The sequence below is a fragment of the Pelotalea chapellei genome (assembly GCF_018531195.1).
GTDB classification, from domain to species: domain Bacteria; phylum Desulfobacterota; class Desulfuromonadia; order Geobacterales; family Pseudopelobacteraceae; genus Pelotalea; species Pelotalea chapellei.
Genome location: NZ_JAHDYS010000023.1, coordinates 23,405 through 43,289, shown reverse-complemented (window position 1 = coordinate 43,289; position 19,885 = coordinate 23,405). Strand labels below are relative to the sequence as shown.

21 protein-coding genes and 2 riboswitches are annotated in these 19,885 nt (G+C 53.6%); of the genes, 13 read left to right on the top strand and 8 right to left on the bottom strand.

All coding sequences use genetic code 11. From position 1 onward, the window contains the following. The first annotated feature begins 230 nt into the window (after positions 1-230). A complete protein-coding gene (locus tag KJB30_RS17205; RefSeq protein ID WP_214301606.1) occupies positions 231-752 on the top strand; it encodes a ParB N-terminal domain-containing protein in 522 nt (173 codons plus the stop codon). Positions 753-848: 96 nt separating this feature from the next. Here the strand turns inward: KJB30_RS17205 and KJB30_RS17200 are convergent, their stop codons facing one another. The 3 genes from KJB30_RS17200 to KJB30_RS17190 all read right to left on the bottom strand — a co-directional run bounded on the left by KJB30_RS17200 (position 849) and on the right by KJB30_RS17190 (position 3,580). Then, positions 849-1,760 (bottom strand): L,D-transpeptidase family protein, encoded by a 912-nt coding sequence (locus KJB30_RS17200; protein WP_214301605.1) that lies wholly within the window; start codon positions 1,758-1,760, stop codon positions 849-851. 132 nt (positions 1,761-1,892) lie between these two features. Then, complete coding sequence (locus tag KJB30_RS17195; RefSeq protein ID WP_214301604.1) at positions 1,893-2,174, bottom strand: Lpp/OprI family alanine-zipper lipoprotein; 282 nt, start codon at positions 2,172-2,174, stop codon at positions 1,893-1,895. Between the two features lie 71 nt (positions 2,175-2,245). Then, on the bottom strand, positions 2,246-3,580 hold the full coding sequence (locus KJB30_RS17190; RefSeq protein ID WP_214301603.1) for a L,D-transpeptidase family protein: 1,335 nt from the start codon (positions 3,578-3,580) through the stop codon (positions 2,246-2,248). Positions 3,581-3,645: 65 nt separating this feature from the next. Then, positions 3,646-3,722, bottom strand: a riboswitch (cyclic di-GMP riboswitch). A gap of 106 nt (positions 3,723-3,828) precedes the next feature. Beyond that, positions 3,829-3,905, bottom strand: a riboswitch (cyclic di-GMP riboswitch). A 198-nt stretch (positions 3,906-4,103) separates the two neighbouring features. Here KJB30_RS17190 and KJB30_RS17185 point away from each other — a divergent pair. After that, positions 4,104-4,391 carry an Imm27 family immunity protein gene (locus KJB30_RS17185; RefSeq protein ID WP_214301602.1) on the top strand — a complete coding sequence of 96 codons (288 nt, stop codon included), beginning with the start codon at positions 4,104-4,106 and terminating at the stop codon, positions 4,389-4,391. Between the two features lie 74 nt (positions 4,392-4,465). After that, positions 4,466-5,386, top strand: a complete 921-nt coding sequence (locus KJB30_RS17180; protein ID WP_214301609.1) for a tRNA dihydrouridine synthase — start codon at positions 4,466-4,468, stop codon at positions 5,384-5,386. Between the two features lie 208 nt (positions 5,387-5,594). On the opposite strand, the gene KJB30_RS18310 is transcribed toward KJB30_RS17180, so the two are convergent. After that, positions 5,595-5,726, bottom strand: a complete 132-nt coding sequence (locus KJB30_RS18310; RefSeq protein ID WP_281415742.1) for a hypothetical protein — start codon at positions 5,724-5,726, stop codon at positions 5,595-5,597. A gap of 310 nt (positions 5,727-6,036) precedes the next feature. Between KJB30_RS18310 and KJB30_RS17175 the strand changes: the two genes are divergently transcribed. Both KJB30_RS17175 and KJB30_RS17170 read left to right on the top strand, forming a co-directional pair. Continuing rightward, on the top strand, positions 6,037-6,633 hold the full coding sequence (locus KJB30_RS17175) for a hypothetical protein (protein ID WP_214301601.1): 597 nt from the start codon (positions 6,037-6,039) through the stop codon (positions 6,631-6,633). A 140-nt stretch (positions 6,634-6,773) separates the two neighbouring features. Then, the gene (locus KJB30_RS17170; protein ID WP_214301600.1) at positions 6,774-6,953 is read left to right on the top strand and encodes a Rho termination factor N-terminal domain-containing protein; all 180 of its coding nucleotides are present in this window, start codon (positions 6,774-6,776) and stop codon (positions 6,951-6,953) included. 70 nt (positions 6,954-7,023) lie between these two features. Here the strand turns inward: KJB30_RS17170 and KJB30_RS17165 are convergent, their stop codons facing one another. The 3 genes from KJB30_RS17165 to KJB30_RS17155 form a co-directional block, all read right to left on the bottom strand. Then, the gene (locus KJB30_RS17165) at positions 7,024-7,431 is read right to left on the bottom strand and encodes a bacteriohemerythrin (protein WP_214301599.1); all 408 of its coding nucleotides are present in this window, start codon (positions 7,429-7,431) and stop codon (positions 7,024-7,026) included. 20 nt (positions 7,432-7,451) lie between these two features. Further along, positions 7,452-9,899 (bottom strand): Lon protease family protein, encoded by a 2,448-nt coding sequence (locus KJB30_RS17160; protein WP_214301598.1) that lies wholly within the window; start codon positions 9,897-9,899, stop codon positions 7,452-7,454. A gap of 91 nt (positions 9,900-9,990) precedes the next feature. Then, entirely contained in the window at positions 9,991-10,791 is an 801-nt protein-coding gene (locus tag KJB30_RS17155) for an HD domain-containing protein (RefSeq protein ID WP_214301597.1), read from the bottom strand. Positions 10,792-10,877: 86 nt separating this feature from the next. Between KJB30_RS17155 and ligA the strand changes: the two genes are divergently transcribed. The 4 genes from ligA to KJB30_RS17135 all read left to right on the top strand — a co-directional run bounded on the left by ligA (position 10,878) and on the right by KJB30_RS17135 (position 15,125). Further along, complete coding sequence (ligA, locus tag KJB30_RS17150; RefSeq protein WP_214301596.1) at positions 10,878-12,920, top strand: NAD-dependent DNA ligase LigA; 2,043 nt, start codon at positions 10,878-10,880, stop codon at positions 12,918-12,920. Between the two features lie 23 nt (positions 12,921-12,943). Continuing rightward, the gene (locus KJB30_RS17145) at positions 12,944-13,843 is read left to right on the top strand and encodes an HDOD domain-containing protein (protein ID WP_214301595.1); all 900 of its coding nucleotides are present in this window, start codon (positions 12,944-12,946) and stop codon (positions 13,841-13,843) included. Between the two features lie 37 nt (positions 13,844-13,880). Beyond that, a complete protein-coding gene (locus tag KJB30_RS17140) occupies positions 13,881-14,603 on the top strand; it encodes a DUF1847 domain-containing protein (protein ID WP_214301594.1) in 723 nt (240 codons plus the stop codon). 75 nt (positions 14,604-14,678) lie between these two features. Continuing rightward, complete coding sequence (locus KJB30_RS17135) at positions 14,679-15,125, top strand: Hsp20/alpha crystallin family protein (protein ID WP_214301593.1); 447 nt, start codon at positions 14,679-14,681, stop codon at positions 15,123-15,125. A gap of 78 nt (positions 15,126-15,203) precedes the next feature. Here the strand turns inward: KJB30_RS17135 and KJB30_RS17130 are convergent, their stop codons facing one another. Further along, complete coding sequence (locus KJB30_RS17130; RefSeq protein WP_214301592.1) at positions 15,204-15,494, bottom strand: TatA/E family twin arginine-targeting protein translocase; 291 nt, start codon at positions 15,492-15,494, stop codon at positions 15,204-15,206. A 203-nt stretch (positions 15,495-15,697) separates the two neighbouring features. On the opposite strand from KJB30_RS17130, the gene dusB reads away from it, so the two are divergent. The 4 genes from dusB to KJB30_RS17110 all read left to right on the top strand — a co-directional run bounded on the left by dusB (position 15,698) and on the right by KJB30_RS17110 (position 19,876). After that, positions 15,698-16,678 (top strand): tRNA dihydrouridine synthase DusB, encoded by a 981-nt coding sequence (gene dusB / locus KJB30_RS17125; protein ID WP_214301591.1) that lies wholly within the window; start codon positions 15,698-15,700, stop codon positions 16,676-16,678. After that, on the top strand, positions 16,668-17,774 hold the full coding sequence (locus KJB30_RS17120) for a two-component system sensor histidine kinase NtrB (protein WP_214301590.1): 1,107 nt from the start codon (positions 16,668-16,670) through the stop codon (positions 17,772-17,774). The genes dusB and KJB30_RS17120 overlap by 11 nt, the downstream gene beginning before the upstream one ends. 66 nt (positions 17,775-17,840) lie before the next feature. Next, a complete protein-coding gene (locus KJB30_RS17115; protein ID WP_214301589.1) occupies positions 17,841-19,283 on the top strand; it encodes a sigma-54-dependent transcriptional regulator in 1,443 nt (480 codons plus the stop codon). A gap of 26 nt (positions 19,284-19,309) precedes the next feature. After that, the gene (locus tag KJB30_RS17110) at positions 19,310-19,876 is read left to right on the top strand and encodes a hydrolase (protein ID WP_214301588.1); all 567 of its coding nucleotides are present in this window, start codon (positions 19,310-19,312) and stop codon (positions 19,874-19,876) included. Positions 19,877-19,885 lie beyond the last annotated feature (9 nt).

The following is a 19,885-nucleotide window of genomic DNA, read 5'->3' as shown; positions in this document are numbered from 1 at the left end:
CGCCATGATCAGGGACAACCGCCGCTGGAACGATAGTTTTTATGCTTTCACTTGACAGAGAACACGGTTGCTCCGCGCAATCCCTTGATTTCCTTGCCAGGACAAAAAATCCCTCCTTTCCGAATCGGAAACCAGCAGTTTCTCATCCGGAGTTTCCGGATGGAAACTAACTACAAATCACCGCTTGTCACCAGAAGGTTTGCACAATTTCAGTCTTTACGGAGACTTGAATGTGCGGGCACCGCGAAGATCCAGAGGAAGATCGCAAAGAGAGAACAGTGCGCCAAAGTACCTGCGCGGATTCCCACAAGTACCTCTGGGCGCCCGTTTCGGAATGGCCACCGATTGTCCTTAAATGGGATATATCTAAAGAGTCGCAACGTTTCTCCAAAGACGGTCTTTCTCCGGAAGAATTTAACAAATGGTATCCCCAGGGGCTTTGCCTGGGATACGTAGCTCTGCCTGAGTTCGATATGAGGTTGTGTTTTTTCAGCCGACGGAAAGACCGGGAACTCTGGAAAATCGGTGATCCATACAAATTGGCTCATCTCATCGGGTATTTAGCGGAAGGAAGACCGATCTCTCCGCCATTGGCAACACCGATGACTTCTCAAGAGATTGTAATCGACGGGGGACATCACCGCTATGCCATAGCCAAAGCAATCGGTGAGTCTGAAGTACCTGTGTACGTTACCCCGAGACATAAGAGCGATCTTGCCTCCTTGCTACGCGTGCAGTGGATCCCCTCCTAATCTTCCCTTATCGAGCCGACTTCATCCTCTTGGAATGATGGCAATGGGCAAGAAGATTCCGGTCAGCAGAGAATTATGACTTGCAGCAGTCTTTTTCTACGGCCGTATCTCAACAAGCGTCCCATTGCGTGCTACCTTGGCTATCTCCTCTATTTCTTCGTCCGTTACCGCAATACACCCCTGCGTCCAGTCAACCTCGGTGTGACCGTCACCAACCCACGATAAACCGTTCTTGATGCCATGGATCATGATGTTGCCGCCAGGGGAAACCCCCAGTTCCCGGGCCCGCTTTTTGTCCTTCTCGTTTGGATACGAGATGTGAAGAGACAGGTGATAACGGCTGTCCTTATTTCGTGCAGCGATTACGTAGGTTCCCTCGGGGGTTTTGTTGTCCCCCTGTCTCTCCTTGGGACCGATCGGGTTGCCCCCCAGAGCTATGCGGTAGCTCTTGAGCACCTCACCCTTTGAGAGCAGCGTCAACCGCCGTTCCTTCTTCTCTATCAGGATTCTGTCTATCGGTCCCTTCTGGGTGGCAAAGGTAAATACCTTCTGTTCAAGCGCCTTGATTCTAGTGTGCAGCGTAACAATCTCGCTCTGCTTGCCATCCAGGTCGTGCCGGAGAGCATCCAGCTGTTGCTGCTGGGCGGCAATCGTCGCGTCCTTGGCAGCCGCATGACCGAGGTAGATAATCATTCTCTCGCTGTCCTGCCGGTACCCGCTGCCGGGGTATTCCTCGACCAGCTTTTGAAAACAGTCCAGGGCCTTCTGGTAATCCTTCAGGCCGTTTTTGGGGTAGGCGTGGATGATGCCCATCTCGAACAGGGCCCTGTCTCCGGCGGAGGGGTCTTTTTCGATGATCTCCCCATACTTGTCCAGGGAGGCGTTGTAGTTTCCCTGGCTGAAGAGAGCATTGGCTTCCTCGAAGGTTGACCTGCTCTGAAATCCGCTGCAACCGTACAGCAGTATGGTCATGATCATGCAGACACAGAAAAGTCCCCGTTCCCTCATCTCCTCGCTCCTTGGCAGGGCAGTCAAGCGGCAGAGGATTCGAATCCCCTGCCGCTCGGCTCGGCTGCTCAGTTCCGTACGTTTTCGTCCGGCTTTCTCATCACGTTTTTCTACAGCCTGTTACAGGTTCGTTTATTTTTTCATGGATTTCTGGAAAACAGCGTCAGCCCGTGCCGCCTTTTCATCGGCGATCCGTTCCCGTTCTGTTGCCCGCTTTTCAGCCTCGTCAGCGCGGGTCTTGGCCGCATCGGCCGCCGCCTTGGCAGACTGCGCATCCTGCAGCGCCTGATCGGCTTTGGCGTCAATCAGTTTCTGCTGCGCCTGCATCTTCTGGAGGTCACCGGATGTTGCACAACCGGACAGGGTAGCGGCCAGAGCCAGCATCATGGAAATTACTGTCATGCGTATCTTCATTGTTATTCTCCTTTTTCATTCGATGTGATTTTGGGACTCAAAGGGCCTTGCCGTTTGTCACCTCCTTTCCGTCATTGATTCAGTGCTATGGACTCTGTCTTGCTGACCGGGCCCATCACCACGCCATTTATCTCCAGATCGATTTTCAGCCGCCTGGCCGCATCGTTGGCCTCACTGGCATTACTGAAAGGGCCGGCGATGACCCGGTGCCTGTCTTGTTTTGACAGCACCCGGGCCGGGATTGGCGGTCCCTGGTGATTGATGATTGCAGCCAGCCGTTCGGCCTCAACCTCATCAGACAGATCGCCGGCCAGGACATACCAGGCCGCCAGCTTCAGTTCCGGGAGTTCCGGCTTGCCGTACAGCTTGTCCGGGTGCTCCACCTGAACAATTTTTTCAGCCGCCTTGCCTGCTCCTTTTTCCAACTCCAGGATTGGAACAGGAATTCCCCGTGCTTCTGCCTGCACCGTCTTCACCTTTTTCCAGTCAAGCGTGCGCCCCGATTGCTTCTCAAGGCTTCTCAAATGTGCATAGACCTTCTCCAGCTCGATGGCACCGGCATCCGGTTTCTCCAGGGGGGTGTGAGCCTCCATGTACAGCACGCCGTCACGCTGGCCTATAAGATAGGGCTGGTTGACGATGAGGACCGATGTGTTGACCGGCGTTTCGTTAAAAAGTGTCTCCACGTTTTCAGGAAGGAGCCTCACGCAGCCGTTGGAGGCCTTGAGGCCGATGCTGGCCGGTTTGTTGGTGCCATGGATCAGATACCCCGCTTTGCTGAGATAGAGCGCGTATTCGCCCAGTGGGTTCTGGGGCCCGGCTGCAATTTTGGCGGGGAGCGGATCACCCTTTCTGCGGTGATCCTCGGCAATTGAAGCAGGCACGTACCAGGTGGGGCGGGCTGCTTTGCGGGTTACTCGCATCTGACCTGTGGGGGTGGGGCGCTCTTTGGTGCCGATACCGACCGGATAGGTGGACACCACCGCTGATGTACGGTCGTCTTTAAACTGGAAGAGCCTCATGGTGGCCAGATTGATCACGATACCCTTGCGGGGAGCGTCAGGCAGGATAAAGCTGAGCGGCAGTGTGAGCCGCTCTCCTGCCGTGGGCACCCATACATCCACCCCCGGATTTGCGGCGCTGAGAGCGTTGATCCCCACGCCGAAATGCCGTGCGATGTCCGGGAGAGTATCCCCATCTTCAAGCCTGATAACGGCCAGGCGGCCAATGACGTCATCACTTTTTTCCAGCGGAAACCGGTTCCGTGCGACTTCCTTTTCCATGGGGCCGGAGGAAAGCCAGGCGCCTTTCGTAACGGCACAGCCGTTGAGGGCCAGGATGAATACGCCCAGAGCCATGAGGCGAAGCCAGGGGGATACGCGTGTCAGGTCGACGTTTTGGAGCATGGGGAGGTAAGCTACCTTTCTGAAGGTTAAAATAAAAAAGCCGGGGCCGAATATCTGGGTGATATTTCGGCAACCCGGCTGTCTCAGAGAGACCCTGTAGGCTTTCCGCCCCATCCTCGCGGATGGTTGAGTATTATCGTGTATCACAATTTTTTTCTGCAGGTCACTGAGGTCAGACATGTCGGACGGACAATTACTGAGCCTGCTCAGGCAACAAAAAAAGCCGGGTTGCCGAATATGTGTAATATTTCGGCAACCCGGCTGTCTCAGTAAGACCCTGTAGGCTTTCCGCCCCACCCTCGCGAATGGTTGAGTATTGTCGTCTATTGGCTCAAAAAAATTTTGGCATGTCTATCAAGTTAATTGAAGTTTGTCAATATTTTCTGCCCTGCGATCTCTGGTTGGAGTTTCTGATCAGGGGTCAGGCTTGACTTTCTGCTGATTGATGGGTAATTTGCGCCGCTGGGCAGGGCGGCGCCCTGACCCCAGATTACTTGAATTCCCCATGAATAAGGAGCGATGTATGTTCAATGATCTGAAACCGGAAGAGACGGAATTAGTCGGCATGTGGCTTGACCTTGGGATAAAGGTGACCGGAGACGCGGTTGCCGATCGGGTGGAATGGCTGACCTCCACGCGGTTGAAAAAGCTGGCGGAGAATCCGGAGGAGCTGGCGGAACTGTATCTCGATTCGAGGGACAATCGCCTGTGGGAGAAGGTGCTCTTATTCGCAGGCGGGCCGCCGACCTTGCGGTGCATCAGCCAGGCTGATGCCGAGACACGGTTTGGTGTCAGCAAGTACGGCAAATAAGGTGATTAACTTTGAAAAATGATATTTCACGACCCATTTCCCGGTTTCCCTGGCAAGCCGGGACAATCCCGCTGATGCTGGCGCCGATGCAGGGGGTGACCAACCGGGCCCTGCGCGCCTATTTCATAACGCAGGTCCGGCCTGACGTTATCTTCACCGAATTCATGCGGGTCAATTCGGCAACTGCGGCAGCGCGGCTCTCGAATGCGGACTTGCGGGAAATCACCACGGCTGAGGAGAGCGTGCCGCTGGTGGTGCAGCTGGTGGGCCATGGCCGGGAGGCGCTGGTCTCGGCGGCCCGGGCCGCCCAGGAGGCGGGCGCGGCACATATCAATCTCAACATGGGGTGCCCCTATGGCCGGATGGGCAGCGGCCCCACCGGTGGGGGCATGCTCCGTTGCACGGACGATCTTGCTGACGTCATCCCCGCTCTGCGGGATGTGATCAACGGCTCCTTTTCCGTCAAGATCCGTGCCGGTTACGACGATCCGGATCAGATCCTGTCGCTGGTGCCGCTCTTCGAGTCGAGCGGAGTGGATTTTCTGGTGCTTCATCCCCGCACCGTTGTCCAGAAGTATGCCGGTTCCGCCGATCACGAGGTGACTGCCAGTGTAGTGCGGGAGACCCGGCTGCCGGTGATTGCCAACGGAGATATCCGCAGCGCCGGCGATGGCGAACGGGTGCTGCGGCAGACCGGCGCTGCCGGGCTGATGCTGGGGCGGGGGGCGATTGCCGATCCGCGGCTGTTCCACCGCCTGCGGGGGCAATCAAGCCCGGAGCCTGGCCGGGAGGAGCGGCGAGCTGAGCTGGGCTGCTATCTGCGGGAGATGCTGGGGCGCTATGGTGAGCTGTTTTGCGGGGATATGCAGGTGCTGAGCAAGCTGAAGGAAATCGTTTGTCACCTTGATGATCCGGAGCTGGCAAAGCCGCTCAAGGAGCTGAAGCGCGCCAAAAGCCTGCGAATGTTTGAAGCTGGACTGCTCGCGTTTGATTGAACTAGAAATTCCAGGGCAGAATTCATGCTTCTACGACTCCGATAAATAGAAGTGTCATCAGGTCTTTGACATCCGCGGAAAACATTAAATACACTTTGAATCAGGAATAAAAAGGGGGCAGGCGACTTTTCAATAAAGTAACCTGCCCCCGTTGTTATTCCGCTATGTATCGATCCAAGCTACCCTGTTTGGGACAGCCGAAGCCGTATTAATCTTCTCCCTCATCTCCTGCCATCAAATCAGTTCTGTGGCTGCCATGGTGCTCGTACATTGAACCGATCCAGGGCGTGATGACGGCTGCAAGCATTACAAGTACCAATATCGTTGTCATTGTTACCATGATATGCCCCCCTTTCTCTGTTGATCTGCTCTTCTGCATTTATTGTAATCTTATGAGGAGAAGATGGAAAGAAATGTAGAAGAGCAATTCACAGCCCTCACGTGGCAACATTCAGAGATGCCAGCCATTCTTCTGCTTCACCTCTGGTACAATTGATCAGAGGATAAAACAGCCCGTGAGAATATTTTCCCTCTTGCCGAAGTTGCGCAAAGCCCATGAGCTGAGTGGATCGGATCACGGGCGGGGGAAGATCGTTATCAAGGTCAGGTGAGCTGACCCGAATCCCGCTATCTCCCTAAGGGGGATTAAAATGGCTCTGAATATTTCGAAGAGATACTCTTTATGGATCGTACTTCTGGTCAGCGGGATGCTGACATTCGGATGCGCCGGGATTTCAGGCAACAAGAATGATTTACATCGCCTGAGCGATGTCAGGGCGCTGCCGAAGGATGCCCGGATCGGCCTGACCGCTTTCACCTCTTGCGGCGGTAGCTATCTGGATAAACTTGATCCGAAGAAATACAAAGAGGATGCCAAAGCGGTCTTCTATCTCGCCTGCACTGACCTGGGCTACCCTCAAATCTTTTCCAAAAGGTTGCAACAACGACTGGAAGAACGTCTGGGCCGCAAGCTTGTAACGGTCAAGGAGAATAAACCCTTCAAACCAAAGCAGGTGCTGCACCAGGCGGATAAACTGGGGCTGGAGTATGTAATTGCAGGCGACCTGCTCTATATGGGTGCAAAAGAGAATAAAGCCATTGTGTCGTCCTTGTTCTATCTGATTCGCGTGATCGACGCAAAAATTGTGGTCGTGGGGCGTGTCCATAAGTCCGGCCCCATCAGGCGATCTCAAAAGGTTATCGACAATGTGGCCGATGAGCTGTTTGCCAGGTCATTTGAAGAGTAAGCTGAAACGACCGATTGAGTGGAAATTCGGGCTCCAGCTGCTGCATGGCTGCCTTAGTCATATACAATACGGACTTTTCTTTTTGATGAAATGATTTATATTATAAAAACTACATCATCCCAGCTACGGAGCGTTAAAACATGAAACTCGATGAGATCAAGGAAATTGCAAAACAGCACAACATCAAGACTGGAAAAATGAAAAAGTCAGACCTGATACGAGCAATCCAGGAAGCTGAGCATAATGATGCCTGCTTCGACACCGGCAGGGTCGAAGAGTGCGGCCAGCATGTCTGTTTGTGGCGGGAAGACTGCAAATAGATTTGATCAGAAAAAGAAGAGGAGAGCAAAGGCATTCCAGAACATGCCTTTGCTCTTTTTTTATTGAAGCTCAGGCTTTGGCAGCCAACAGAAACTGCCCCAGCTTCTTGTCAACCACCGAAATGTGATTGGTCAGCCATTTAAGCAGCATGCTATTTGTCTCCATTACATGATGCACAGCCACTCTCTCTGACCCTATTTCCCCCTGAAGTGCCTTGAGACGCACAACAAAAGATTCATGCTCCCTCTTATGCTCCTCGTACTCCGGGTATTGATGCAGGCGCTGGATTGCTTCTTCATCGTTGAAATGAGTCCGCACGTACCCGCTGAGAAAATCCAGTAATCCCTTAAGCTCGTCGGTCCCCTTCCCTTCCTTGCATGCGCACAACAGATCGTCAAATCGCTGCAGCAATTCCTTATGCTGATTATCGATTGTTTCCACACCGATGGATAATGATTCTCTCCACTTAATTCCCATAAACGCTCCGTACAAGACTATTAATGTTCAAATGTTGCAATCTGCTTTCTGTGTGAACGCGGTAATTTGCGCTCTGTTTTCTCCGCATGCTTCAGGCTTTCACCTATTGCAGCCAACCGCTCCTCCACCAGATAAAAAATGCTTTCTTTCGGATACCTCCTGTTCGTCCCCCTCTGGCCTGCGACAACGCCGGTAAGTATCTCGATGCCCTGTTCAATGGTTTCGACGCTCCATACATGAAACGTACCCGCCTCAACTGCAGCGACGACTTCATCATTCAACATCAGATGTCTCTCGTTAGCCTTGGGGATCATAACCCCTTGCTGCCCGGTCAATCCCTTGGATTTGCATACGGCATAGAAGCCTTCGATCTTGAAATTGACACCGCCGATCGGTTGGATGATGCCGCGCTGGTTGACACTGCCGGTAACGGCAATACCCTGACGGAGGGGGATTCCGGACAGGGCTGACAGCAGGGCGTACAGCTCCGCAGCCGAGGCACTGTCCCCTTCGATGCCGTCATAGGACTGTTCAAAACAGATGGAAGCCGACAGGGAAAGAGGTTGCTCAATGGCAAAGGTCCCACCGAGGTAACCTGTCAATATCAGCACTCCCTTGTCGTGGATCGGACCGGAGAGCTTTACCTCGCGTTCGATATTGACCATGCCTGCCCGGCCTGCATACACCCGGGCAGTGATACGGGAGGGGCGCCCAAAAGTGTGGTCACCGAGGCCGATAACCGACAAGCCGTTGATCTGGCCCGCCACGGCTCCATCAGTATCAACCATGATGACACCTTCTTCATACAACTCATGAAGACGTTCCTCAATGCGGTTGACACGATAAAGCTTTTCTGCGGCTGCGCGCAGCACGTCATCCCCGGTAACCAGGGCTTGCCCGTCCTTGCGCGCCCAGAAACTCGCCTCACGAATGAAGTCGGCGATTTCCATGAAATGAGCGGAAAACTTGTACTGATCTTCCACCATGCGGGCAGTGTACTCCAAGAGTCGGGCGATGCCGCTACGGTCAAAGTGCAGCAGGTTTTCATTGCGGCAGTGGGTAGCCACGAACAGAGCATAGTCACGCATGATTTCGGGGGTACGGCAGACACGACTGTCAAATTCCGCCTTGACCTTAAAAAACTTGCGATAATCCGGGTCCAGATAAAAAAGCAGATAATAGATGTACGGCGTGCCGATCATGATAATCTTGGTCTGCAGCTGGACAGGTTCGGGCTTTAAGGTGACCATCGTCATAAAACGATACTGTTCCAGAACATCTTCAATACGGATCTCACCAGTACGGATACAGCGCTTGAGCGAGTCCCACACGAACGGGTTGATCAGCACTTCCCGGGCATCGATCACCAGGTAGCCGCCATTGGCCCGGTGCAGCGCGCCGGAGCGGATCATGGTGAAATCGGTCACCGCCACGCCCCCATACTGCATGACATGTTCGATGCGGCCGAACAGGTTGTTATAGGTGGGGTTGGGTTCAAACACCACCGGCGCCCCTTCCGATTCAGCGTTATCCACCAGCACGTTGACTTCATAACGTTCAAAAGTGGGCTCCTGGCGGGGGATCCTGATGCCCGGAATCTGCGGCTGGGGGGCCTGGGGCTTGAAATCGTCCAGGTTGAGAAGGATGTCTTCCTGGACCGCCCCCAGGTAGGTAATCACCTTCTCAAGGCCGGAGTATTTTTCCTTGAGCGGATCAAGACGATGCCCCAGACAGGACATTCCCAGATCGCGATCAGCCTGCTGGAGCGCTTCCTTGGTGGCCTTCTCGCTGTCATGCACCTGACGCAAAACATCATTGAGCTTTTCAGTCAGCTCCTTGCCGGTCTTTTCCAATGCCTCCCGCTCGTTATCGGCAAGGGCCTCGTATTCTTCCTGGGTGTAATTTCTCCCTTCCTTCTGGGGAACGATGACCAGCCCGGAAACTGTACGCTGCAGGGCGAATCCGTGAGCGTCGGTCTCTTTTTCCAGCCCTTGGAAGAGTTCATTGTTGATGTGCTGGTACTTCTCGAGAATCTCAGCCCGCCGGATTTCATATTCCTTGCTTTCCAGGGCCTTGGGAATTTCGCTGCGAAAGGACTCGATCAATTCCTTCATGTCCTTGGCCAACTCCCTGCCAAGGCCTGCCGGGAGTGAGAGTGACACCGCAGAATCGCTGTCCTTGAAATTATTTACATAGACCCAGTCATTGGGCCTGGGTTCGCCCTTTGCCCGCCTTTTAAGAGTACTGCGGATGGTCGAAGTGCGGCTGGTACCGGTCTCTCCGGAAATATAGAGGTTGAAGCCGGTAGCCTCCATATCCAGACCGAATTCAATCGAACGAAGAGCCCGTTTCTGGCCGATGGCATCATCAAGATCAGGCAGCTCAGCGGTAGTCTCGAAATCGAATCCAGCCGGATCACAGCTCCAGCGCAATTTTTCAGCCGGCATTCTGCAGTCATTGCATGTCATGGTATGCTCCTGCCAACCTGGATTTGTGGCTCAACGGCATTTTAATAATGGGGCTGAAAATAGTGACTGTCAAGACGATAGTAGCCGGTCTTCAACGGCGCGAACGATCGGCAACAACCGCGGCTGCCCGTGCCACTGCCGGGCCCAGGACGCGGTCTTCTTCCGCCTCTTCCAAATTGATGGTTGCTGCTAGTTCAGGGATATAGCGACGTTCGTCAAGCAAACGGTAGGAGGTAGCAAAGTTAAGATCATAGGCCCATGAAATCTGCAGCAGCTTGAAATCATTGAGCGACCGGACAGTGGCCAGATCCACCACCCGACCGGCAGCAAGAGCACCAACACAGGCGGTAGTAACTTCCGGAAGATCGGGGAATCCAAGGCCGACTGCGGAAGCACGTTCTTCAAGGGGCTGATGAAAGTGATCGAGAAAGACCCGCCAGATATCCAGTTTGTCTGCATCCCGAATCAATCTAAGATAAAAACCGGCATCGTTTTCCAGGCGGCGGGGAATTTCACGCAGATTATGAAACCGCACCGCTTCTTCGATCAGCAGCCGCTCTGCGGCCGGCAGGTCATCCAGCACACCATGCTCACGCATGACTTCAACCGAGAGGCGGGCGTGGTTGTCGGATTTGCGGTCCAGGAACGTACGCCAGCGCCGGTACTGGGGAAAGCGGCCGACGTCATGCAGTAATGCGATGGCAGCGGCAATACGGGCCGCTTCCGGCGCCACACCTTCTCCGGAGGTCAGCAGTGCCATAACCTCGCATACCTTGCGGGTATGAACCACCTTGAGCTGAATGTTTTTGAGTCCTTCGTGATCGATATCCTGAAAGGTGCCGACATAGCTTTCAAACCAGCCATGCAGGGCATCAAGCCTGAATTGGTCCATAGGGTGTCCGTCTGTGGGATTATTTGAAATTACAAGCATAATACTGTACTCTCTTTTGAAGTCAATTACACGCGGTTGAGGATAAAATGCAGCTCTCGCTTCTTGATAACACCCCCTCCCCAGAAGTCGCCCAACAGCGCATCGATGCACTACGCACCATTTTGGAGTACCACAACCGCCTCTATTATCAGCTTGATACCCCGGAGGTTTCCGACGCTGAGTACGACACACTCTTTCGTGAACTGCAGGAACTTGAAGCAGCGTTCCCTGATCTGATCACACCCGACTCTCCAACCCGGCGTGTCGGCAGCGCTCCCCTGGCTCGATTCGCTGCGGTCACCCACCGAATCCCCATGCTCTCCCTTGAAAATGCCACTAATGAGACAGAAATAGGGGAGTTTGATCAGCGGCTCAAGAAACTGCTCGGCTTGCCCGGCGACCAGAATGTAGACTACATCTGCGAGCCAAAAATGGACGGACTGGCGGTGGAACTGATCTACATCGATGGTTGCCTTACCACCGCCTCAACCCGTGGTGACGGCTTCACCGGAGAGGATGTGACGGGGAACGTCCGTACCATCCGCTCACTTCCCCTGCGCCTGACTGGCCGCGACATCCCCAGACTTCTGGAAGTTCGCGGTGAAGTATTCCTCTCCCTGGATGCATTCCAGCGCATCAACCGCGAGAAAGAGGAGAACGGCGAGCCATCTTTTGCCAACCCGCGCAATGCAGCTGCCGGTTCCCTGCGCCAGCTGGACCCGCGCATCAGCGCCCAACGCCCCCTCTCCATCTTCTGCTATGCTCCCGGAATTGTTGAAGGTACAACATTCCGGAACCAGCGTGATTTCTTTGATCGCATTGCCGGCTGGGGATTGCCTGTCAATCCGCTGGTACATTGCGAGAACGGCATAGCCGGGGCGGCAGCATATTACCGGCAGATGATGGAACAGCGTGAATCGCTTCCTTATGAAATCGATGGAACCGTCATCAAGGTAGATTCCTTTTCCATGCAGGCCGAGTTGGGAGAAAAGAGCCGTTCCCCCCGCTGGGCAATAGCATGCAAGTTTCCACCTCGTCAGGCGGTCACCCGGCTGAATGAGATTATCCTTTCCGTCGGTCGCACCGGCGTCATTACGCCGGTGGCCCAGCTGCAGCCGGTCGAGGTATCGGGTGTGACAGTCTCGCGCGCCACCCTGCATAACTGGGACGAACTGACGCTCAAGGACATTCGTGTCGGGGATACCGTTGTGGTTGAACGCGCCGGTGACGTCATCCCGGCTATCGTCAAGGTGCTGCCCGAAATGCGCAACGGAACCGAGCAGCTGCTTTCCCCGCCGACACACTGTCCTGAATGCGGCTCCGAAATAGTCAGAATTGCGGATGAAGTTGCCGTGCGCTGCATGGGACTTTCCTGTCCGCCCCAGACACGACAGTCCATCATCCACTTTGTTTCGCGAAATGCCATGGATATCGAAGGGCTCGGGGAAAGATTTGTAGAGCAGCTGCTTTCCCTGGGACTGGTGCACAACGTAGCCGACATCTACTACCTTACACCCGAAGATTTCAGACGTTTCGAGCGCATGGGAGACAAACTCGCCGGCAACCTGATGACAGCCATCGAAAAGAGCAGACATCGCGATCTTGGCCGCTTCATCTTTGCTCTCGGAATCCGCCATGTGGGTGAACGCACTGCCAAGGCGCTGGCCCAGGCTTTCGGAAGCCTGGAACACCTTGAGCAGGCTACCCTGGAAGAATTGACCAGCATCAGGGATGTGGGATTGACTGTTGCCCAGAGCGTCCGCACCTTCTTCGACAATCCGGAAAACATAGCGGTCATCAGGCGCATGCTGGAAGCTGGCGTCACGCCGGCAATCGAGCGCAAGCGCATTGGAGGCAGGTTTACCGGCAAAAGCTTTGTCTTTACCGGATCACTGGAGCATTTCACCCGGGAAAAAGCCCGTCAGCTGGTGGAGAATCAGGGTGGCAACGTGATTGGCTCCGTATCAAGAAAGACAGACTTTGTAGTTGCCGGTGAAGATGCCGGCAGCAAACTGACCAAGGCGCATGAATTGGGCATAACAGTATTGAGTGAAGATGCGTTTCTTGCCCTGATGGAAAGTGAAACATGACCAGCAGTTGAAGAGGATTGGGTGTGGAAAAAGCTGCGATGATGGTAAAAGCCCGCCGTCTGGTAAGGAATGTAAGTGACCTTCCCACTATTCCTGCCATGGTCTCCAGGATGATTGCACTGCTGGACAGTAACGAGGCAGATCCAGACGAGATTGCCAATCTGATGCTCTCGGAACCGGTCCTTGCTGCCCGAATTATCCGCATTGTAAATTCACCGCTATACCGTTCCAGCAGCGAGATCACCTCCGTGAGACGCGCCCTGCTCTACATGGGCTTCAGGAGCATGCGCGAAATAATCATGACCAGCTATTTTGTTAATGCCTTCCAGGGTAAGCCCCAGGCCTTTGCCGCCAAGATTTTCTGGACCCACTCCTTCAGTGTCGGTGCCATAGCCCAGCGCATTGCGGCCATGGTGAACTACCCCGATCTTGAGAAAGCAGGGCTCGTGGCCATTGTGCATGACATAGGCAAGGTATTCATGGGACACTACCTGCTGGACGATTACGCCAGGATGCTTGCAGATATCACAGAGACTAACTGCAGCACCTATCAGGCTGAACTGGACCATTTCGGCACGACCCACTGCGAAGTCGGGCTCTGCCTGGCCCAGAGCTGGAACTTCCCTCCTGTATATTGCGACATCATTTCCCACCACCACTCATGCCAGATGGCAACAGAGGATCCGCTACTTGCCGCCATCGTCAGCGTGGCTGATTTTGCCTGCCTGCAGCATGCTGGCAATGGAATAGCACAGCCCGGGCCGCTGAGCACATCTGAAAATCATGCCTGGCATGTCATCAGCCAGCAGCCCGTAAAACTGCCGGAGCAGGATTTTTACAAGTTTATTGAATCTCTGGATACCACCTTTGTCGAAATTGATCGTGAAGTGCGTCACGTGTTGATATCCATGATGGGCAGCTAAGGATAATCTTCACTGACGCAACATCCCAGGAGGCACTATGTCCGACGAAACCCCTGTTTCATGTTCCAAATGCAGCTCCGTCTGGCACAACCGTGGTACGACCAACTGCTGGAGCAATGACCCCGAAACTGCTCCCCCCCGTCCGGGCAACTGCCCATCAGGCAATTACGAAGAAGTCATCAAGGAAAGCCTCAGAGACTATGCAGCGGACAGCGAGGAAGCCCGCATCGCGTTTGTGGCGGCACGGGTGGAAGGGCTCTGCTACCAGCCGGTCCCTGGAAGCGATGCAATCAATGCCCGCTGGACCCGGGTGGAAGACACCATTGCCTTTGCCAAGCTGATGGGCTACCGCAAAATCGGCATGGCCACCTGCATCGGGCTGCTCGATGAATCGGAACGACTGGCAACAATCCTGCGAGCCCAGGGGCTGGAGCCGCTCAGCGTCTGTTGCAAGGCAGGCAGCATTGATAAGCTGCAGCTGGGGCTGGACGAGCAGGATAAGGTGAGGCCAGGCACCTTTGAGCCGGCTTGCAACCCAATTGCCCAGGCAGAGATATGCAACCGGCTGAAGACAGACATGAACATCATCGTTGGCTTGTGCGTGGGACATGACATGCTCTTCAACCGGCATTCAAAAGCACCGGTAACGACACTCATCGTCAAGGACCGGGTTACTGGCCACAATCCCATAGCAGTCTTGTATGGCCAGAATTTTTATTACAAACGGCTGCAGAAACAGCCGGTTCTCAAAGATGAATAACCTTGACAGGAGCAATTGAGGTATTATGTTTCAAGAGAATGTGCTCAATCTGAACGACACAAGGAGGATAGGCTGATGGCACTGGTTAAATACAATCCATTACGAGAACTGCGCAGCATGCAGGAGCAGATGAACAAGCTCCTGAATCTTTCCTGGAATCATGATCTCTCCGGAGAAGACCTCAAGGAGGGGATCTGGCAGCCATCTGTGGACATTTACGAGACAGAAGATTCGATTGTCATCAAAGCAGAGCTGCCGGATGTGGATCAGAAGGATATTGAAGTACGCATAGAAGACAGCACCTTGATTCTTAAAGGCGAGCGCAAACATGAAGGGGATGTAAAGAAGGAAAACTACCACCGCATTGAACGGTATTTTGGCACATTCCAGCGCAGTTTCAGCCTGCCGGCCACTGTTCAGCAGGAAAACGTCAGCGCTACCTGCGAAAGAGGAGTGCTCACAATAACTCTTCCTAAAAAAGAAGATACGAGGCCCAAACAGATCAAAGTTGAAGTAAAGTAATTAAACATGGATTTCTGAAACGAGAAAGAGCCGGGAAAACCGGCTCTTTCTCGTTTCAGCACCATGCATTCAGCCGCATCAGGATTTAACTTCTTCCTTTTTAACAACTGGCTCGGAAACCTGTTCCGAAACCTTTACGCTTGCCTCTTCTGTCACTGCGGTGGACACTTGCTGGGGAGGGGCTGCGGTTTTTTCCTCTTCTTTGCGCGCTTCATCCCGCACAGTGCGCTGGAAGTCATCGGTTGCTTTTTTGAATTCAGCCAGTCCTTTTCCCAAAGATTTAGCAAGTTCCGGCAGCTTGTGCGGACCAATCACCAGTAAGGCGATGACAAGAATAATGATTAGCTCCGGCATCCCTATTCCAAACATTAGCAACCCCTTGTTTTATCGTATATTTTATTTCAGACCCCAAACTTCTTTCATCTATTAAAACCTCAAATAACCCTCTTGGCAATACCTTTTTTCCCAACATTTTCAGCTTGCCATTTTCTTCCCCTGTGTTACCATGCACAAAAATTAGGCAATTACTCGCTTTACTTACTTCTCCTTCCCGTCTGATATCAGTGCAAACAATGCTTAAACCTTTGAAAATCGGAAGACTTGTCCTGGCGCACAATGTCGTGCTTGCCCCCCTGGCTGGAATAACCAATCTACCGTTTCGCATCCTTTGCCGCCGTGAAGGCGCAGCCCTTGCTTTTACTGAAATGGTCAGCGTCAATGGCTTGGTTCGTGAAGGTGCAAATACCCTGGCACTGCTGAAGAGCATCCCGGAAGACCGCCCCCTGGGTATCCAGCTCTTTGGCGACACGCCTCACGATCTGGCGGAAGCGGCCCGCAGGGTAGCAGGATACGGTGACCTGCTGGATATCAATATGGGCTGCCCCGTACGAAAGGTTGTTGGTACCGGTGCCGGCAGTGCCCTGCTCAGGGATCCGCTCAAAATTGCCGCCATTATCCGGGCTGTACGGGCAGCAACTCCCTTGCCGCTGACAGTCAAAATCCGCTCAGGTTGGCACTGCGGGGACAATACCTACCCTGAAATTGCCCGCATAGCCCAGGAAGAAGGATGCGATGCCATTACTCTGCATCCACGCAGCCGCAGCCAGATGTTTTCAGGCATTTCCGACTGGAACCATTTAAAGGTTCTGAAAGAAAATCTGACTATCCCCGTTATTGGCAGCGGTGATCTTTTCACTGCCCGGGACTGCCTCCGCATGCTTGAGGAAACCGGCTGCGACGGCATCATGGTGGCCCGCGGTTCTCTGGGAGCCCCCTGGATCTTCCGGCAGATACGTGAGCTGGCCCTTCACGGCACATTGCCTCTGATCAGTAACAGGGAGCGGGCCCAAGCCATCAGCCGGCACCTGGAACTGTACGTTGCCGGGCATGGAGAAGCAGTGGCCACACGGGAAATCAAAAAACATATCGGCTGGTATGCCAAGGGCTTTCCTGGAGCCGCAGATGTCCGCCGTGATGCCAATGGCGCCCGTTGCATTGAAGACATCCACTCCCTCGCCACAAGAATAGGAGAGATTCCGGATCATGCCGATTGACCAGAATTCCCATAGTCGCAGTGGCCCGGCCGACTACTATGCCACTGTCATAGATAGTGTCGGCGACGGCGTCATTGTTGTTGATCAGGAAAGAGTCATTACTCTTTGCAATCCGGCTGCCGAAGAAATCACCGGCTTTTCCCGTAGACAGGTGGTGGGGATTTCCTTTGAAAAACTTTTTGCGCAAGAAACAACACTGCTTGAGATTCTCACCAAAACCATCCGCACAGGCATCACCATATCCGACAATGATAATGTGATGATACGTACCACCGGGAAGGTAATTCCTGTGGGGGTAACATGTTATCCGCTGACATTGCCGAACGGGGAGAACATCGGTGCCATTCTGACGCTCAAGGATATAACCTACATACGCGAACTTGAAGCAACCATTCGCCAGGCTGACAGGCTCTCCACCCTTGGCACGCTGGCAGCCGGTCTTGCCCACGAAGTCAAGAACCCTTTGGGAGGAATCAAGGGGGCTGCTCAACTTCTGGAGCAAGAGCTAGGGGAAGACAGCGACCAGCGCGAATGTACGGGAGTCATTCTCCGCGAAACTGATCGCATCGACCGCATTATCCGCGAACTGCTTGACCTGGCCTCTCCGCGCCGCCTAAAACTGGCACCGGTCAACCTACACAGAGTCCTTGCGGACATTCTGCAGCTCCAGAAACACTCGGTGATGGACCGGGAGATCAGCATTGTTGCCAATTTTGATCCGAGCATTCCACCACTCATGGCTGATGGAGAAATGCTGACACGACTCTTTCTCAACCTGATCCTGAACAGCATGGAAGCACTGGGGGAATCTGGACGACTCACGGTCACCAGTCGCGTCCTTTCCGACTACCGCATGGCCCAGAACGAACGCCAATCGCGCATGGTTGCTGTCGAAATCAGCGATACCGGTCCTGGAATAGCTCCTGAAGACCTTGAAAATATCTGGACCCCCTTTTTCACTAAAAGAAGCGGAGGCACCGGCCTGGGCCTCACCATCTGTCATAAAATAGTTTCAGAACATCGTGGACAGATCAAGGTGGAATCCAGTCTCAACCATGGCACAAAATTCACCGTTTTACTCCCCTTGGTTCAATAAACCAGGATGCGAAAAACCTGGGCTGATCCAGGCCCATTTCCCGCGTCCCGAAATTGAGGTTCACACATGCCGCTGCAAAAAATTCTGGTAGCCGATGATGAAGAGAGCATGCGCTGGGTGCTGTCCAAAGCACTCAAGCGTAAAGGATTCAATGTTGATCTCGCTGTGGATGGCAGACAGGCCATGTCCATGATCCAGGAAAATGATTACGATCTGGCTATTGTGGACATTCGCATGCCGGGCATCAACGGGCTTGATCTGCTGGACCGCATCCGCGAGTTGAAGAACGATCTGCTGGTCGTGATCATGACCGCAGAAGCCAGCATGAAGAATGCCGTTGAAGCGATGAAACGCGGTGCCTATGACTACATCACCAAGCCCTTTGATCTTGACGTGATCGATGCAATCATCGAAAAAGTCGAGCGGGCACGCGATGTAGCGGGTCAGGTAACAGTCCTGAAACAGGAACTGAAAGACCGCTACCAGATCGAGAAGAATATTATCGGCCACTCGCCTGCCATGCAGGATATCTATAAAACAATTGGAAAAGTAGCCGGCAGCGATGTCACCATCCTTATCCAGGGGGAATCAGGCACTGGCAAGGAACTGGTGGCGCGGGCAATACATTACAATTCCGGCCGCCTCGGTAAACCGTTCGTTGCAATCAACTGCGCCGCCATTCCTCGCGATCTGCTCGAAAGCGAGCTTTTCGGCTCTGAAAAAGGTGCCTACACCGGTGCGGGCGAACGAAAGCTCGGTAAATTCGAGCAGGCCAATCATGGCACCATTTTCCTGGATGAAATTGGCGATATGCCACTGGATCTGCAGGCCAAAATCCTGAGGGTTCTGCAGGAACAGGAGGTCACCAGAATTGGGGGCACTCAAAATATTGCGGTTGATGTGCGCATCGTTGCAGCCACCAACCAGGAACTGCTGGAACGAGTCCGGCAGAGGGAGTTCCGGGAAGACCTCTACTATCGCCTCAACGTCGTGCCGATAACCCTGGTACCACTGCGGGACCGTCGCGAAGACATCCCCGACCTGGCCTACTACTTTCTGGATAGAGCCTGCAGTGAACTCTCAACCAGCCCCAAACAGCTCTCCACCAGTGCGTTGGAGGTTCTTGGTGCCCACTCCTGGCCCGGCAATGTCCGCGAATTGGAAAATACCATCAAACGCGCCGTCATACTTTCCAACGATCCGCTGCTTACACCCGCCGATTTTGAAAGTCTGCGTTCCAAAGCAGATGACGTTGCCGTGAGTACCACGGAAACATCTTTGGAGGCTCTGGTGGATGCCAAATTGCGCACCTGCTTTAACGGCATCGAAAAGCTGGACAAAGGTGATATTCACGCCATGGTACTGGAGCAGGTAGAGCGCCCCCTTATTCGTCATATCCTTGAAAAAACGCGCTGGAATCAGGTCAAGGCTGCCGATATTCTCGGTATCAACCGCAATACCTTACGCAAGAAAATCACCGAATTGGGCATAGAACTGAAGCGAACCTGAGATACTAAATCAGAGGAGGAACTACCATGTCGATAAAAGACACTTTTTTTCTGGAGCAGGACAAGGCGCTGCTGGTGGTAATTGACGTGCAGGAAAAACTGTGTGCTGCCATGGATGAGAAAGTGCTCTCCAGATTATCGAAGAACATCACTATCCTTCTGGAAAGCGCAGCAGAATTACAAATTCCGGTGCTGGTAACAGAGCAGTATGTCAAGGGACTTGGCTCCACACTACCGGCCCTGAAAGAAAAAACAGCACATGCTTCCCGCTGCGAGAAGATGACTTTCAGTTGCTGCGGTTGCAGCGAGTTTATTGAAAGCATCAAAGCCACCGGCCGTAACCAGATCATCATCACCGGTATGGAGACCCATGTCTGTGTGTTGCAGACGGTGATCGAACTGCTTGATGCCGGCTTTGTCGTTCATCTGGTAAGAGATGCCGTCATGAGCCGCAGCAAGCAGAACTGGCAGACCGCTCTGGATGCCATGGCCCAGGCAGGTGCAGTTCCAACATGCACTGAATCTGTGGTGTTTCAACTGCTGAAGGTAGCGGGCACAGAGGAGTTCAAGAAACTTTCCAAATTGGTTCGCTAGCAGGTTTCG